The sequence below is a fragment of the Brevundimonas sp. FV1ps31S genome (assembly GCF_058681265.1).
This window is the reverse complement of the sequence record NZ_CM178735.1, coordinates 2,816,471-2,832,373: the sequence shown is the minus strand read 5'-3', so window position 1 is coordinate 2,832,373 and position 15,903 is coordinate 2,816,471. Positions and strand designations below refer to the sequence as shown.

General features: G+C 65.3%; 12 protein-coding genes. 10 read left to right on the top strand and 2 right to left on the bottom strand.

Annotated elements, in window-relative coordinates; translation table 11 throughout:
• Positions 1 to 5: 5 nt before the first annotated feature.
• The 10 genes from ACVPT3_RS13560 to pseB all read left to right on the top strand — a co-directional run bounded on the left by ACVPT3_RS13560 (position 6) and on the right by pseB (position 14,017).
• Entirely contained in the window at positions 6 to 644 is a 639-nt protein-coding gene (locus ACVPT3_RS13560) for a TetR/AcrR family transcriptional regulator (RefSeq protein WP_492041397.1), read from the top strand.
• A gap of 483 nt (positions 645 to 1,127) precedes the next feature.
• A complete protein-coding gene (locus ACVPT3_RS13555; protein ID WP_492041396.1) occupies positions 1,128 to 3,986 on the top strand; it encodes a TonB-dependent receptor in 2,859 nt (952 codons plus the stop codon).
• A 59-nt stretch (positions 3,987 to 4,045) separates the two neighbouring features.
• Complete coding sequence (locus ACVPT3_RS13550) at positions 4,046 to 4,783, top strand: FadR/GntR family transcriptional regulator (RefSeq protein WP_492041395.1); 738 nt, start codon at positions 4,046 to 4,048, stop codon at positions 4,781 to 4,783.
• 142 nt (positions 4,784 to 4,925) lie between these two features.
• Positions 4,926 to 7,118, top strand: a complete 2,193-nt coding sequence (locus ACVPT3_RS13545) for a polysaccharide lyase 6 family protein (RefSeq protein ID WP_492041394.1) — start codon at positions 4,926 to 4,928, stop codon at positions 7,116 to 7,118.
• Positions 7,115 to 9,355 (top strand): alginate lyase family protein, encoded by a 2,241-nt coding sequence (locus ACVPT3_RS13540; RefSeq protein WP_492041393.1) that lies wholly within the window; start codon positions 7,115 to 7,117, stop codon positions 9,353 to 9,355. Before ACVPT3_RS13545 ends, ACVPT3_RS13540 begins: the two co-directional genes overlap by 4 nt.
• A 44-nt stretch (positions 9,356 to 9,399) precedes the next feature.
• Positions 9,400 to 10,695, top strand: a complete 1,296-nt coding sequence (locus tag ACVPT3_RS13535) for an MFS transporter (protein WP_492041392.1) — start codon at positions 9,400 to 9,402, stop codon at positions 10,693 to 10,695.
• A 38-nt stretch (positions 10,696 to 10,733) separates the two neighbouring features.
• Positions 10,734 to 11,486 (top strand): 3-oxoacyl-ACP reductase family protein, encoded by a 753-nt coding sequence (locus ACVPT3_RS13530; protein WP_492041391.1) that lies wholly within the window; start codon positions 10,734 to 10,736, stop codon positions 11,484 to 11,486.
• A 22-nt stretch (positions 11,487 to 11,508) separates the two neighbouring features.
• Positions 11,509 to 12,687: an SGNH/GDSL hydrolase family protein gene (locus tag ACVPT3_RS13525; RefSeq protein ID WP_492041390.1), complete on the top strand. Its 1,179-nt coding sequence runs from the start codon at positions 11,509 to 11,511 to the stop codon at positions 12,685 to 12,687.
• Between the two features lie 139 nt (positions 12,688 to 12,826).
• A complete protein-coding gene (locus ACVPT3_RS13520; RefSeq protein WP_492041389.1) occupies positions 12,827 to 13,009 on the top strand; it encodes a hypothetical protein in 183 nt (60 codons plus the stop codon).
• Positions 13,010 to 13,015: 6 nt separating this feature from the next.
• Entirely contained in the window at positions 13,016 to 14,017 is a 1,002-nt protein-coding gene (pseB, locus tag ACVPT3_RS13515) for a UDP-N-acetylglucosamine 4,6-dehydratase (inverting) (RefSeq protein ID WP_492041388.1), read from the top strand.
• Here pseB and pseF read toward each other — a convergent pair.
• Both pseF and pseC read right to left on the bottom strand, forming a co-directional pair.
• On the bottom strand, positions 14,011 to 14,706 hold the full coding sequence (pseF, locus tag ACVPT3_RS13510) for a pseudaminic acid cytidylyltransferase (protein WP_492041387.1): 696 nt from the start codon (positions 14,704 to 14,706) through the stop codon (positions 14,011 to 14,013). The genes pseB and pseF overlap by 7 nt on opposite strands.
• On the bottom strand, positions 14,703 to 15,881 hold the full coding sequence (gene pseC, locus ACVPT3_RS13505; RefSeq protein ID WP_492041386.1) for a UDP-4-amino-4,6-dideoxy-N-acetyl-beta-L-altrosamine transaminase: 1,179 nt from the start codon (positions 15,879 to 15,881) through the stop codon (positions 14,703 to 14,705). The genes pseF and pseC overlap by 4 nt, the downstream gene beginning before the upstream one ends.
• Positions 15,882 to 15,903 lie beyond the last annotated feature (22 nt).

The following is a 15,903-nucleotide window of genomic DNA, read 5'->3' as shown; positions in this document are numbered from 1 at the left end:
GCATCATGACACGCCCGACCGTCCCCGGCCCCATGGAGCGGAATGGCTCGAAATCCCCGAAAGAGGGACAGTGCTCCGTCCGGCATAGGCCCGGTCAGCAGGTCACGCGAAACGCCATCCTGTGCGCGGGGCGTAAATTGTTCATCCAGCGTGGTTTCGGGGCCAGCCTGCGCGAGATCGCGATGGAAGCGGATATCGACCACGCCCTGGTCTATCGGCATTTCGAATCCAAGGCGGACCTTTTCAGTCAGATCTTCGACCAGCCCGTCGGAAGTGAAGATGGGGCGGAAATACTGGATGAGCACGGCATCGTCGCCCAGGAGCGTATCGATGATCTTGTCCTGGTTGCGGTGCGGTCGGCGTGCGATCCGACGGCAAAGGCCCTGATCTGCGACATATTTGAGCGTCGTCTGATTCCCCCGCTCGCCCGGGCCTTGGGCGGAGAGGGGGCGAAGGAGCGCGCCCGGCTGTTGCTCGCTCTCGCGGCTGGGGTGGAGGTGGTCCGCGACACGCCTGCGGCCGCAGAGGTTCAGCGCGACGTCATGCGGCCTATCATAGCCAGGATTGTGCAAGAAATCCTGGCGACGTCCAATCCACCGAGCCCGCTCCAGCGTCCCGATCAAACCGGGTTCAGCAGCCGGTGACGGGGCGTTGCCCGCCGTACCTCCGGGTGGGCTGAGCCGAGGTCGGCGGGGAGGGGGCTCCCCTCGGCTTCGCTTTGGCATGTTACATCGAATCTGCCGGTCCGCCGCCCGCAACTCAAGACACGAAGATCTCAAAACGGCGGCGCCTGCGCCCGTCGGCGGCAAGTGATGTGGCCACAAAAATCGGCGTCCAGCTGACGCTGTGGAAGCCTGCTCCCATGAACAGCGTCCAGACTACATCTCACAGGCGACGGCGACCTCCTCGTTGAAGAGGCCGCCGGCGTCGTGGCCAGGATCAGGGCGGCGTCCGTTCCCTTCCAGGGCGAAAGAGCACAGCGCGTGGCGATGATCAGCCAAATTTATACCAATTGGTCTCAATAATGGGTGATTTCGCGCTGCGAATGGTCTATTATCTGTGTTGACACATTGGTCTATTTTGCGCGACCGTCCCGGCAACAAAAATGAGGCTCAGGGAGGCCCGGGATGAAGCGTTGGTTTGAGGCGCGTGGATCCGCACGTCTGTTGCTCTGCGGAAAATACATGCTGCTTGGCGGTGTCTCCGCCGTATCGCTTGGTGGTGTCGCTCTGGCGCAGGACGCCGGCGAGGGCGCGACCGGGCTCGATGAGATTGTGGTCACCGGGACGCGGCGTACTGTTCAGACCTCCATCGAGACCAAGCGTGGATCAGCGACCATCGTCGACGCGCTGACGGCGGATGAAATCGGGGACCTGCCAGCCCTGTCTGTCGGCGAAGCGATTGAGACCATCACCGGCGCGGCGTCTCACCGCGAAAAGGGCGGGGCCTCCGAAGTGTCGATCCGCGGCCTGGGGCCTTTCCTTGGGGCCTCGACCTTCAATGGCCGGGAAGCGACGAACGGGAGCGGCGACCGCTCGGTCAATTTCAACCAGTTTCCGTCCGAACTGATCAACCAGATCAAGGTGTACAAGACCCAGCAGGCTGATCTGGTCGAGGGCGGCGTCTCCGGTCTTGTGGAACTGGGCACCTTGCGGCCGCTGGATTTCAACCGGCGGCGTATCCAGGTCGAAGGCAAGCTGAACTTCAATCCCTATGACGAGCGGCTGCTCCAGCCCAATGGGCCCGGCTACCGGGGCACGGTCAGCTATGTCGATCAGTTCGATGCAGGATCGCTCGGACGGATCGGCCTGTCGCTGGGCTTCCAGCGCAATGACGTCACCAATCCCGAGGAGGTCTACACCGCCAGCAGCACCTGGTACGCCTGTAACGACGCCCGGACCACGACCGGAAACTGCACCGAGGTCACGCGCGACCAGGCGGCGGCCGGCACGCCCTTCTATCTCGTGCCGGGGAGCTACACCTTCCGTCAGATCCAAGAGGATGACACGCGTGACGCCTGGTTCGGCGCCCTGCAGTGGCGCCCGAATGATCGACTGAACATCAACCTCGACTACCAGTACTCGGATCGGTCCTACAACGAGCGCCGCTCGGAGCTTGGAATTTCCGAGGCCCGCTATGGACTGACCAACCGGGTGGTGAACGAAGACCATGTCCTGGAGGCGGTCAGCGGCAACAGTTCGATAGAGGTCAATTCGACCTTCAAGAACCGCTCGGAGACCTATGAAGGCGCGGGCCTGAATATCGAGTATGACGTCACCGACGCCCTGACGATCAAGGCCGACGTATCCTGGTCGCATACGCTCCGGAACGAGACGGATCGCACGGTTCGCCTGAGGTCCGATCCGCTGGACATCTACGGCAATCGCACCGCCCTCAACAATCAGCGGGTGCCCTACACGATGGATCTCCAGAACGGATCGGTGCCGACCTTCACCATCGATCCGCGGTTCGACGTCAACAACCATGATCTCTTCAGCGATGATGCGCGCATACGGCGCGACCAGAGCCAGAGGGATCACGAGATCATGGCGGCGCGCTTCGACGCCACCTATCGCCCGGCCGTCGGACTGTTCACCGCCTTCGACGCCGGCGTGCGCTACTCTGAAATGACCTTCACCGATTTCGACAATCGCGTGGAGTTCACCCAGGATGATCGCGCGGTCGACCGGGCCGCCAACCTCGCCTGCCGCCGCGCCTTTCCGCAGCACGACTTCCTGAAGATCTCCGAGTCCAACAGCATCACCAGCTGGGCCTCGTTCGATGCGGTCTGCCTGTTCGAGGCCTACGCCGGCGTCGAAGACACAGGCCTGCCGCTCGACATCCGCGCGGTGGAGAACCGTGACGTCGCCGAGGATGTTCTGGCCGCCTATGGCATGGCCAGCTTCGAAACCGCACTGGGCGGCTTGCCGGTCCGCGGCAATGTCGGGGTTCGCGTCGTCGACACCCAGGTCACGTCCAAGGGACTGCGCGCCGACCTGGACGTGGTCAACAATCCGGACGGCACGATCCGTCTCGTCCCCACCGGAGAATTCGATGAGGTGGTGATCGAGGCCGGTACGACGCGTTGGCTGCCAAGTCTCAACCTGACCTTCGAACTCAAGGAGGATCTGCTGCTGCGCGCGGGTGTCTTCCGCGCCATGTCGCGGCCTGCGCCGAGCGCCCTGGGCGCGGGACGGATCATCACCGTGGATAGCGGGGCCGACTACGCCAGTATCGAGGACGCGGTGCGCAACATCACCGCCAACGGCAGCCCGCGTCTCGAGCCGTTGATGTCATGGAACGCCGACCTGTCGCTGGAATATTACGCCAACAAGGACTCGCTCTACAGTCTGGCGCTCTACGCCAAGCAGTTCACCGGCGGCTTCCAGCCGGTGGCCTATGACGAGAGCTTCACAATCGATGGTCAGACCGTCGTCGTGCCCGTGACCCAGACGGAGAACAGCGACGACGAAAGCACTCTTCTGGGCTTCGAAATCACCGTCGCCCACCGGTTCTCGAACCTGCCCGCGCCGTTCGATGGTCTGGGAACCAAGATCAGCTACAGCTACGCTGATCTGGACTTCGAAAATCAGGATGTTCGTCTGGGCGATATCGTCGACGCCGCTACGGGCGAAGTCACCGAGGGGATCATTCCGCCGGCAGGTCTCTCCGGCATGTCCAAGCACGTCCTGTCGGCGCAGCTCTACTACCAGATCGGCAAGCTCGATCTGCAGGCCGTCTACAAGTACAGGTCGGACTATTATCAGGACTTCGTGGGTGGAAACGCGCAGCTGCGCTATGTCCACGGCGTGGGCACGACGGACCTTCGCGCCAGCTACGCCATCAACCGGAACGCCCGGGTTCAGGTCGAGGCGGTGAACATCACTGACGAGCCGCGGATCGAGGACATGCCGGTCTGGGGCAGCACGCGTGGCTACTACGCCTATGGCGCGAAATATTACGCCAGCCTGCGCTATCGCTTCTGATCATGGATTGGGGCGTCGGACCGATTGGCCCGACGCCCTGGTTCGGCTAGGCTGAGATCATGAGGCAGACTCGTCTATTCCATTCCGTAGCCGAACAGATCGTTCAGTTGATCGCGACAGAGGGGCTCGGCCCTGGCGCCAAGCTTCCGGGAGAGCGTGAACTGGCCGAGCGCTTCGGCGTCAGCAGGGTCACCGTGCGCGAGGCCGAGGTGGCGCTTCAGGCGCAGGGCAAGCTCTCGATAAAGACCGGTTCCGGCGTCTTCGTCTGTGCGGATAAGGTCCGTTCGGACGGATTGCCCATGGTGAGCGCCTTCGAAGTGACGGAAGCCCGTTCCCTGTTTGAGTCCGAAGCCGCAGCCTTGGCGGCGGCCGTCATTCAGGACGAGGCCCTGGCGCGACTGGACTATCTTGTCCGGGCGATGGACGGCAGCAACCCGGATCTGGATCCCGACACCGCGGACCGCGAATTCCACCACGTCATCGCCGCGTCAGCCAACAACGCCGCCGTCCTCCACACCATCGAAACCCTCTGGCGTATGCGGACCGAACAGCCCCACGTCAGAGCGGCGCACAAGGCGGTTTGCGAGATCGACGATTCCTCGCGGGTCGCCGAACACACGGCCATCCTCGACGCCCTCAAGGCTCGCGACGGCGCGGCCGCGAGGCGCGCCATGCGCAACCATTTCAATCGGCTGTTGTCGGCCATGCTCGACGTGAGCGCGGCCTCCGCAATGCAAGAGCTTGAACGTCAGATGGCCGCCAGCCGCGAGCGGTTCATGATCAGTACGCGCAGCTAGCGCGGATGGTCCAATTGGACTGGAAATAACTGCCATTTATCTAAACCAGATGGTTGGACTTCTTCGGGTTCACTGGTAGCGTCTTCCTTGACCGAAAGGTCTGAAGGAGTTCGGCGGGCAAGCCGGACCTTGGGAGACGACCATGTTGGCAAGACTGGCGGCGGTTGCCGTGCTGTTCTGGTCCGGCGCTGCGGCGGCGGAGACCTCGACCCTGGTGAAGACGCCGGCGGAGTATGAGCGCGCGGTGCGCGCCGCCCAGCCGGGGGACACCATCCGTCTCGCAGACGGCGAGTGGCGCGACTTCCAGATTCTGTTTGAGGGGGAAGGGCGACCGGATCGCCCCATCACGCTAACGGCGCAGACGCCGGGGCGGGTGATCCTGTCCGGCCAGTCCAACCTGCGTCTTGCCGGCCGCCAGCTCGTCGTTTCCAACCTGGTGTTTCGCGATGGTTGGTCACCGACCGGGGAGGTCGTCTCGTTCCGGCGGTCCCGCGACCGCAGGGCGGTCGAAAGCCGGGTGACCGGCGTGGTGATCGACGGCTTCAACAAGCCGGATCGCGCCACCTCCGACCACTGGGTGGCCATGTACGGCCAGGATAATCGCTTCGACCACAGCCATCTTGTCGGCAAGACCAACCTGGGGACGACCCTGGTGGTGGTGCGTGACGCGACGCAGGGGCTCGAGAACCGCCACCGCATCGACCACAACTATTTCGGCCCGCGGCCCAATCTCGGATCAAACGGCGGCGAGACTCTCCGGGTCGGGACCAGCGCGGATTCGCTATCGGCCTCTCGCACCCTGGTGGAGAACAACTGGTTCGAGGGATGCGACGGCGAGGTCGAGATCGTCTCCAACAAGTCCGGCGGCAATACCTATCGCGGCAATGTCTTCTTCCACTCGCGTGGTGCGCTCGTTCTGCGGCACGGTGACGGCAATCTGGTCGAGAACAATGTCTTCATCGGCGGGGGCAAACCCCATACCGGCGGCGTCCGCATCATCAATCGCGACCAGACGGTGCGAAACAACTATATGGAAGGCCTGTCCGGCGAAGGTTTCGCTGCGGCCCTGAGCGTCATGTACGGCGTGCCGGACTCGCCGATCAACCGCTATCACCCCGTCGTCGGGGCGGTGATCGAGAACAATACCCTGATCGATGTGCGCAGCGTCCATCTCGGCGCCGGCATGGACGCCGAGCGGTCCGCCGCGCCGCGCCAAACCCGTTTTGCGAACAATCTCATCGTCGCGACCGCCGACCCGACCGACCCCGTGCGGGGCGAAGGCGATCTGTCGGGGTTCGCCTTCTCGGGCAATATCCAGAGCCCGACGGCCTCGGCGGTGCTGGCGGCCGGGGTGACAGCCCGCGACGTGCGTCTTACCCGCAGCCGTACTGGCCTGATGACCCCGGAGGGAGGCGTCGCCGCCGGGGCGGACGTCAGTCTCCGTCCAATCGCCAGGGCCGAAGTCGGCGTGACCTGGTACTCCAAGGACGTTGCGACGGTTCGGCTCGACAGCGGAAACGCCGTCCCGGTGCGGCCGGGGGAGGGGACGTTGGCGGCGGCGGCCGAGGCGGCCGCGCCCGGCGACCGGCTGGAGCTGGCTGCGGGTCGGTACGAGGTCGATCAGACCCTAAGCTTGCACGCCCCCTTGACGGTCCAGGGGCCGGCTGAAGGCGTGGCCGAGATCACCTTCTCGCGGCCCGCGCTGTTTGAGATCGAGGCCGGGGGCTCGCTGAGGCTGTCGCGGGTGTCCGTGTCTGGGCGTAGCGCGCCGGACGAGGTGGGCAACGCCCTGATCCGTGTGCGGCCGGGATCAAACGCCGCCAACTATGAGCTGATCCTGGAAGACAGTCGTATCGAAGGGCTGACCTTCAACCGTGGCTTCGACGTCGTCTCCACCGGCAAGGGCAGCATGGCCGCTCTTATCGCGCTGCGGCGCATGACAATCTCGGACGTGTCCGGCGCCGTCGTCGCGGCGGCCGCTGAGACCGACGACAAGGGCGCCTACAATGCCGAGCGGGTCGAGATCGAAGGCGGCGTGTTCCGCCAGGTCGGCGGCGGCGTCGTCGATCTCTATCGGGGCGGTACCGACGAAAGCACTTTCGGCCCGACGCTCAAGGTGTCCGGCGCCCTGTTCGACCATGTGGGGTCGCCAGAGACGCCCGCTGTTCTGATGCGGGGCGTTCAGCACGCCGAGCTGCGTGACAACCGCCTGATCGACAGCGGCCCCATGCGGTTTTCGCACGAGGTCGGCGATCCCGTCCTTCTGGCGTCCGGCAACCAGTTCTTGCGCACGCCCGCCCTCCAGTCCGACCTTGTCCCGGAGACCGCCCGATGATCCCTGGCCGCTCGCTCGCCCTCGTCCTGACCGTCGGCGCCGGCTTCGGCGCGATTGCGTCCACTGCCCTGGCGCAGGCGCCGACCACCGTCGTCAGGCCCGGCGCTATCCAGGCCCCGTCCGCCGAGGACACAGGCCCTGTGCTCGTCTCTCCGGCCGATTGGCGGACCATGGCCGAGACCGGCGCGCGCTATCCCCTGTTCGCCGCAGAACAGGCGCGTGTCGAACGCACCGTTCGCGCCGCCATGGCGCGGCCGATCAGTGTGCCCATCCCCAAGGATCCCGGCGGCGGTTTCACGCATGAACAGCACAAGCGGAATTATCAGGCCATCTACAACGCCGGGGCCTTGTATCGCCTGACCGGCGACCGGGCCTATGCAGACTATGCGCGGGACCTGCTGCTGGAATACGCCCGGCTCTATCCGACGTTCGGCGCCCACCCCGCAGGACGAGGCCAGATTCCCGGCCGCCTGTTCTGGCAGACGCTGAACGACTCCGTCTGGCTGGTCTATGCGAGCCAGGGGTACGACGCCATTCGCGACACCCTGTCGGCGGAAGATCGCAAGACCATCGACGACGACGTCTTTCGCCGCATGGCGCGCTTCCTGTCGGACGAGACGCCGCAGAACTTCGACCGCATCCACAACCATGCGACCTGGGCCGTCGCCGGCGTGGGCATGACGGGGTACGTCCTGCGAGACTCGGACCTGACGGAAAAGGCGCTGACCGGTCTGGCGAAGACCGGGGAGGCGGGTTTCCTGCGCCAGATCGACCAGCTGTTCTCGCCTGACGGCTACTACGAGGAAGGCCCCTATTATCAGCGTTACGCCCTGGCGCCCTTCATCATCTTCGCGCGCGCCGTCGATCAGAACGAGCCCGAACGCGGCATCTTCCGTCACCGGGACGGCGTGCTTCTGAAGGCGGTCGATACGCTGATACAGTCCAGCTACGCCGGCTATTTCATTCCGATCAACGACGCCATTCTCGACAAGGGCCTGGACACCGAGGAACTCGTGGCCGGGGTCGCGGTCGCCTATGCCCGCACCGGAGAGCCGGGCCTCCTTTCGGTCGCCGAGGTCCAGGGGCGCACCCTGCTGTCTCCAGACGGATTGAAGGTCGCTCAGGGGCTGGCCGAGGGCGCGCCGGAACCCTTCGCCTTCCGGTCGGTCATGCTGCGCGACGGTCCTGACGGAGAGAGCGGCGGGCTCGGCATCCTGCGGTCCGGCGGGCCCGACGGGCAGGCCTTGGTGTTCAAGGCCACGGCCCAAGGCATGGGGCATGGCCATTTCGACAAGCTGAACTGGCTCTTCTACGACAACGGCCAGACGGTGGTGTCCGACTATGGCGCGGCGCGGTTCCTGAACATCGAGGCCAAGGCGGGCGGAACCTATCTGCCCGAAAACACCTCCTGGGCCAAACAGACCGTCGCCCACAACACCCTGGTGGTGAACGAGGCCAGCCATTTTGGCGGCGACTGGCGCGTGGGCGAGGCGCATCCGCCGGAGCGGTTGGTGTTCGATAAGGACGAGGACACCCAGATCGTGTCGGCACGGCAGACGGGCGCTTACGACGGCGTTGTCTTCACCCGCACCCAGGCGCTCGTGCGTCATCCCGAACTCGGTCGGCCCGTGGTCGTCGATCTGCTGCGGGTCAGCGGCGACCGGCCTGCCCGCTACGACCTGCCGCTGCACTACAACGGTCACATCATGACGGTGGGGTTCGAGGCGCAGCGCGCCTTGGCCGCCCGTCCGGTTCTCGGCGCCGCCAATGGCTATCAGCATCTCTGGGTCGATGCGTCCTCCGAGCCGGCGACGGAGGCGCGCAGCCTCACCTGGCTTCTGGACGGACGGTTCTACACCTACCGGTTCGCGTCCGACGCGCCGTCACGCGCCATTCTGGCGGAGAGCGGCGCCAATGACCCGGATTTCAATCTGAGGCGTGAACCGTCCCTCATCCAGCGCGTGGACGGCCAGAAAGATGTCAGCTTCGTCGGGGTTCTGGAGCCGCACGGCCTCTACGACGGAACGGCCGAAACCGTCACCGGCGCGGCCAGCGGCGTGCAGTCGATCCGGCAAGCGCGTGGCGACGACGCGACCGTGGTGGTGCTGACCCTGCCGTCCGGCAAACGGCTCGTGCTCGGCGTCGCCGACGATCCGGCCGAGGGTCGTTCGCACTCGGTGTCGGCCGATGGTCAGACCTACCAATGGACGGGCGCCTGGGCGCGCCTGGATCGATAGAGGCCGGCGCGTCGCGACCGACCCGAGACATGGGAGTGAGGACTATGCAGAAACCATCCGCCGTCCGGTGGGCCATCATCGCCCTGATCGCCGTGGCGACGGTGATCAACTACATCGACCGCAATGCGCTCGCGGTGATGTGGCCCGAGATCGCCGGCGAGATCGGTGCGACCAAGGAGGACTACGCCCTTCTCGTCACGATCTTCATGCTCTTCTACGCGGCGGGTCAGTTCGCCTTTGGGCGGCTGTTCGATCGGATCGGCACCCGCCTTGGGTTCGCCTGGTCGATCGGCGTCTGGTCGATCTCCATCGCCCTGCATTCGGTGGCCGGCTCCATTGCGGCATTCAGCGTCTTCCGCGCCATGCTGGGGATCAGCGAGGCCGGCGCCTGGCCGGGCGCGGTCAAGGCCAACGCCGAATGGTTTCCGCCTCGGGAGCGCGCCTTCGCCCAGGGCATATTCAACGCCGGCGCCTCCATCGGCGCCATCATCTCTGCGCCGCTGATCGCCGTCCTGTTCCTGTCGCTGGGATGGAAGGGCACATTCCTCCTGATCGGCGCGCTCGGCTTCGTCTGGGTCCTGCCGTGGCTGGTCATCTACCGCGCAGGCCCCGATCGCCACCCCTGGGTCAACGCCGCAGAACGCGCCCTTATTCTCGATGCGCCAGAAGAGACGGGCCAACCCGCGACGGCCGCCTATACGCCCACTCTGAAACAGATGATGTCGCACCGTCAGTCCTGGGGGATCGTCATCTCGCGGTTCTTCCTGGACCCGATCTGGTGGCTGTTCGTCTCCTGGCTGCCGATCTATCTGGCTGAAACCTTCGCATTCGACATCAAGCAGATCGGCATCTTCGCCTGGGTGCCGTTTGTCGGAGCCATGTTCGGCAGTCTGTTCGGCGGATGGCTTTCAGGAAAACTCATCGGCGCGGGTTGGAGCATCGACCGCGCCCGTAAGTGGACGATCACCCTGGGCTGCGTGATCATGGGGCCCGCGCTGCTCGGCGCGGTCCTGGCCTCGGATCCGACCCTGGCGGTGCTCACGATCGCCGGCGTGTTGTTCGGGTTCCAGATCGCCATCGGCAATATTCAGACCCTTCCCGGCGATGTCTTCCACGGCAAATCCGTCGGTTCCCTGGCCGGGATCGGCGGGATGGCGGCGGTCGCCGGCACCCTGATCACCACCTGGCTCGTGCCCGTCATGACCAAGGTCTCCTACGCCCCGATCTTCATCCTGGTGGCGGCGCTCGTGCCGCTGTCGCTGGCGGCGATCTGGTTCGTCACCGGCCGGATCGAAAAGGTCGATGACCCGGCCGCACCGGTCGTCGGCGACCAAGCCTGACTTTAAATTCTCCCCCCGTTCCAAAGGACAAGACGACCATGACCCTGAACAATAAGGTGGCTATCGTCACCGGCGGCGGCCGTGACATTGGCCGCGCAGTCTCGCTGAAACTGGCCGCCGAAGGCGCCAAGGTGTGCATCAACTACGCCAATGATTCCGCCAGCGCCGAAGAGACCCTGCGCCTGATCGAGGCCTCGGGCGGCACGGCGATCGTTCACAAGGCCGACGTGACCGATGCGACGGCGGTCGACGGCCTGGTCGCCGCCACCCAGGCCGCATTCGGCGACAGGATCGACATCCTGATCAATACGGCCGGCGGCATGGTCGCGCGCAGGCCGCTCGCGGAGATCGACGAGGCCTTCTTCCATACCGTCATGGACCTGAACATGACCTCGGTCTTCCTGACCACGCGGGCGGTCGTGCCGCACATGGGCGAGGGCGCCGCCATCGTGAATTTCGCCTCCCTGGCCGGGCGTGACGGGGGCGGGCCGGGCGCAGCCATCTACGCCACCTCCAAGGCGGCCGTCATGACCTTTACCCGCGCCATGGCCAAGGAGCTGGGCCCCAGGGGCATCCGCGTGAACGCGCTGTGCTGCGGCATGATCTCGACGCGTTTCCACGACGACTTCACCAAGCCCGAGGTGCGCGCGTCGGTGGCCGCAAGCGTTCCGCTTCGCCGCGAAGGCCGTCCCCAGGAGGCGGCTGAGACCGCGGTCTTCCTGGCTTCGGACGCGGCCGGCTACATCACCGGCGCCAACATCGATGTGAACGGCGGCGCGTCGTTCTCCTGATCCGCCCTGCTGGAGGGGACCTATGCTGAAACATCTGTTTGCGAGCGTCTGCGCCGCCGCCGCTCTGACGGCGGCGGGCGGCGCGGCGGCCGAGGTGTGGGTTCCCCTGTGGACCGCTTCGCCCGCTCCGGATCGCCGAGACGGCACGCCGGAAGCTCCGCTTCAGTTTAACGCCGAAACGGTGCGCCAGGACATCCGACTTGGTGCCTCTGCGGACGCGCTTCGATTCCGGATCAGCAATGAGCTGGGAGATGCGCCCCTGCGTGTGTCCCGTCTAGCCGTCCGAAAGATCGGACCAGCTGGAGGCGCGCTTCCGGTCCTGTTCAACGGCCGGTCCGAAATCGTCGTCCCGGTCGGGGCCGCTTTGATCAGCGATCCGGTGGCCCTTGCCGTTCCAGCCTTCGGCGAGGTGGCGCTGAGCCTGTATTTCCCCGAGCCGACGCGGCCGGCCGTCCGGCGGACGCCGGTTCGGGTCGTCGCCGGCCTTGCCGACGTGGGCGACCAAACACCGCTCACGCGTCGCCAGAACGTGGTCTCCGCCGTCTACGGAGCGCGGGACGCCGCCCCGACCGTCGTGGTCGCGCTCGGCGATTCCATCACGGAAGGCGCGACGGCGACCCTCGGGGCTCATCTCGAGTGGACGTCGGTTCTGGCGCGACGCTTCGAGGAGACCTGTCCGGGACAGGTCCTGGTCCTCAACCAGGGCATCAGCGGCAACCGCGTCATGGACCACGGCCGCAGCCACAGCGCGCTGGCGCGGCTCGACCGGGATGTTCTCGCACAGCCCGAGGTCGACTTCGTTATCCTGCTCGAAGGCATCAATGACATCCGCCACAGCGGCGCCCCCCTGATGCGCCCCGGTCGCGACGCCGCAGACATGGAGCTCGGCTATCGGCAGATCGTTTCGAGATTGCATGATCACGGGATCAAGGTCGTCGGCGGCAGCCTGACGCCGTTCGAGGGATCGGAACGCTACGAGCCCGTCTCCGAGGCGACGCGCCAGACCCTGAACCGCTTCATCCGCACCGGCGGCGTGTTCGACGCCGTCATCGATTTCGACGCCGCCGTGCGTGATCCGGCAAGACCGGAAGGTTTTCTGGCGGAGGCCAGTCGCGACGATCGACTGCACCCCAATGACGCCGGCTACGCCCTGATGGCCGAGGCGGTCGATCTGTCGGTCTTCGGCTGCGGGCGGGAATGACCGTGCCGGACGTGCAACGCGCCTGATCCGTCCCCCTTGGGGCGACCCGCGACGCCACGCTGCCTTGAGCGTTAGAAACGCCGTGCGTGTTGCCCCGCGAAAGCGCAGATGCAAGGCTGTGCTTATGACGGAGACTCTGATGACTGACACCCCGACCCGATACATGGGCGCGGCCGGCCGGCTCTCGCGGGCGACCGACATCGTGAAGCCCCTTCTGGCGAAGATAAAGCTCGATCCGGCCGCCGTCCGTCGGGGTCGGCTCCCGAGACGCCTCAGAATCGAGAACACCGATTCGCGTGCTGCATTCGCTCAAGCCACCTGAATCGCCATGTTCGACGATAAGTCGGTCCTGATCACCGGAGGTTCGGGCTCGTTCGGGCGGATGTATGTCCGCACCATTCTGGAGCGCTACAACCCCAAGCGGGTGATCGTCTATTCTCGGGACGAGCTGAAGCAGTTCGAGATGCAGCACGAGTTTTCGGACCCGCGCATGCGGTTCTTCCTCGGCGACGTGCGTGACAGGGATCGGCTGATACAGGCCACGCGCGGCGTGGATTTCATCATCCATGCGGCGGCGATGAAACAGGTCCCGGCGTCGGAATACAATCCGACGGAATGTATCCGCACCAACATCAGCGGCGCCGAGAACGTCATTGCGGCGGCCCTGGCCAATGATGTCGAGAGCGTCATCGCCCTGTCGACCGACAAGGCCGCCAGTCCGATCAACCTCTACGGGGCGACCAAACTCGTCTCGGACAAGCTGTTCGTGGCCGCCAACAATATGGCGGGCAGCCACCGCACCCGTTTCTCGGTGGTCCGCTACGGCAATGTGGTCGGCTCGCGGGGCTCGGTCCTGCCGCTGTTTGAAAAGCTCATCGCAGAAGGGGTGGAGTCCCTGCCCATCACCGACCCGCGTATGACCCGGTTCTGGATTTCACTGCGTCAGGGCGTTGATTTCGTCCTCACCAACTTCGAGCGAATGCAAGGCGGCGAAATCTTCATTCCGAAGATTCCCTCGGTGAGGATCCTCGACCTGGCCGAGGCGCTGGCCCCGGGCATGCCCACGCATGTCATCGGCGTGCGGCCAGGCGAAAAGCTGCATGAAGTCATGTGCCCGCCCGATGACTCCCACCTGACCTACGCCTTCCCTGACCATTATGTGATCGCGCCCACGATCCGCTTCCACAGTTCAAATGCGGATTTCGGCCGCAACGCCTTGGGGGAAATCGGCGAGCGGGTCATGCCGGGCTTCCAGTACGATTCCGCGACCAATCCCCGCTTCCTGACGGTCGAGGAGACGCGCGCCTTCAACGCCCAGGCCGCCTACTGACCTGACCTGGCCAACTGCATCTTCAGCTCGGCCAGTCGCCAGTCCGTCGGCGTGTCGATGTCCTGTGTCTCCATCGTATTGATGACGAAGCTGCCGGCCCGGCCGGCGAATGTCGGCTGTTTCGTCACGCAGACTTCGCGGGTCATCCAGTAGAACTGCGCCGCGTCATGATAGGCGGTCTCCAAGTCCTGCGATCGACTGGCGTAGTGTTCCGGCTGGCGCATCGACGTCCGGCCGTGCATGTCGCGGCGCAGGGCGCGCTGGATCGGATAGTCGAAGGCGACGACGGGAAAGACCGTATCGAAATCCCCGGTGTCCATCAGATCGGCGGCGCGCTTCAACGTTGAGGAGCGCAAGAGCGGCGCCGTCGCCGATATGCAGCACAGGCGATCGAACCGCTGACCATCCGCCTCGTAGCGCGCGACCACCTCGGCCATGACGTCGAGGATGATCGCATGATCGTCGGCGGTCTCGGTGCTGCGCAGGAAGGGGACGCTCGCTCCGGCGGCGCGAGCGACCTCGGCGATCTCCTCGCTGTCGGTCGACACCATGACCGTATCGAACAGACCGCTTTCAAGAGCCGCCTCGACCGACCAGGCCAGCATCGGCTTGCCGGCGAAGTCGCGGATGTTCTTGCTGGGCAGCCGTTTGGAGCCGCCGCGTGCGGGAATGACGGCCAGGGCCTTCACGCCATACCTCCTGACACCAGGCCCCCCGACACCAGGCTCCTGACTGCGGAAATCACGCGCTCCACCTCATCATCGGTCATGGCGGGGAAAAGCGGCAGGCTGAGCGCGCTCTCGTAGTAGCGATCGGCGGCGGGGAAGGGGCCCGGCTCGCCATAGGTCCGGCGATACCAGGGCTGACGCGGAACGGGGATGTAGTGCACCTGAGAGCCGACGCCCAAGGCGGCGAGGGCGGCCATCACCTCGGCGCGGGACCGGCCGATGCGCGCGAAATCGATCTGGACGACGAACAGGTGGTATCCGATGCGGTCCTTGCCCCGGGGCTGCGGCAGACGAAGCCAGTCCAGCTCCGCAAACGCCGCCTGATACTGGTCGATGATCGCCAGACGACGATCAATGAAGCGATCCAGCTTCCTCAACTGGCTCGAACCCAGGGCCGCCTGGATCTCGGTCAAACGATAGTTGAATCCCAGGAGTTGCTGTTCGTACCACCAGGTTCCGGGCTGCTCCGACAGGCGGGCGGGGTCACGCGTGATGCCATGTGAGCGGAGCAGAAGCAGGCGTTCGTAAAGCGCCGGATCATTGGTCGTCACCGCGCCGCCTTCGCCCGTCGTCATCGTCTTGACGGGATGAAACGAGAAGACGGTCGCGTCCGAGTGGCGGCAGTCGCCGACCTTGCCGTTTCCATGTTCTGAGCCGATTGCATGGGCGGCGTCCTCGACGATGCGGGCTCCGGCCTCGTCGGCGATTTCGCGAAAGGCGGCCATGTCGGCCGGGCGGCCAGCGAAATGGACAGGGGCGATGACTCGGGTTTGATCTGTCATTGCGGCGCGCGTTGCCGCAGGCGACAGGTTCAGGGTCTCCGCGTCAATATCGGCGAATACCGGAGTTAATCCCACATAGGCCATGGCGTTGGCTGTCGCCACGAAGGTGATCGGGGCGGTGATCCCCTCGCCGGGACCGAGATCCAGCGCCGCCATGGTCAGATGAAGGCCTGCGGTGGCGTTGCTCACTGCGACCGCGAACCGGGCGCCGACGTAGGCGGCAAGCTCGGCCTCGAACTGGGGCGTCGCCGGGCCCTGGGTCAGAAAGTCGGACCGGAGCGCGGCTAGGACGGCGCGCTCATCGTCCGCGTCGATCCACTGGCGACCATAGGGGATGAAGCCTTGGGGCTCCATGTTCAGCGGCCCTGCGCCGTCA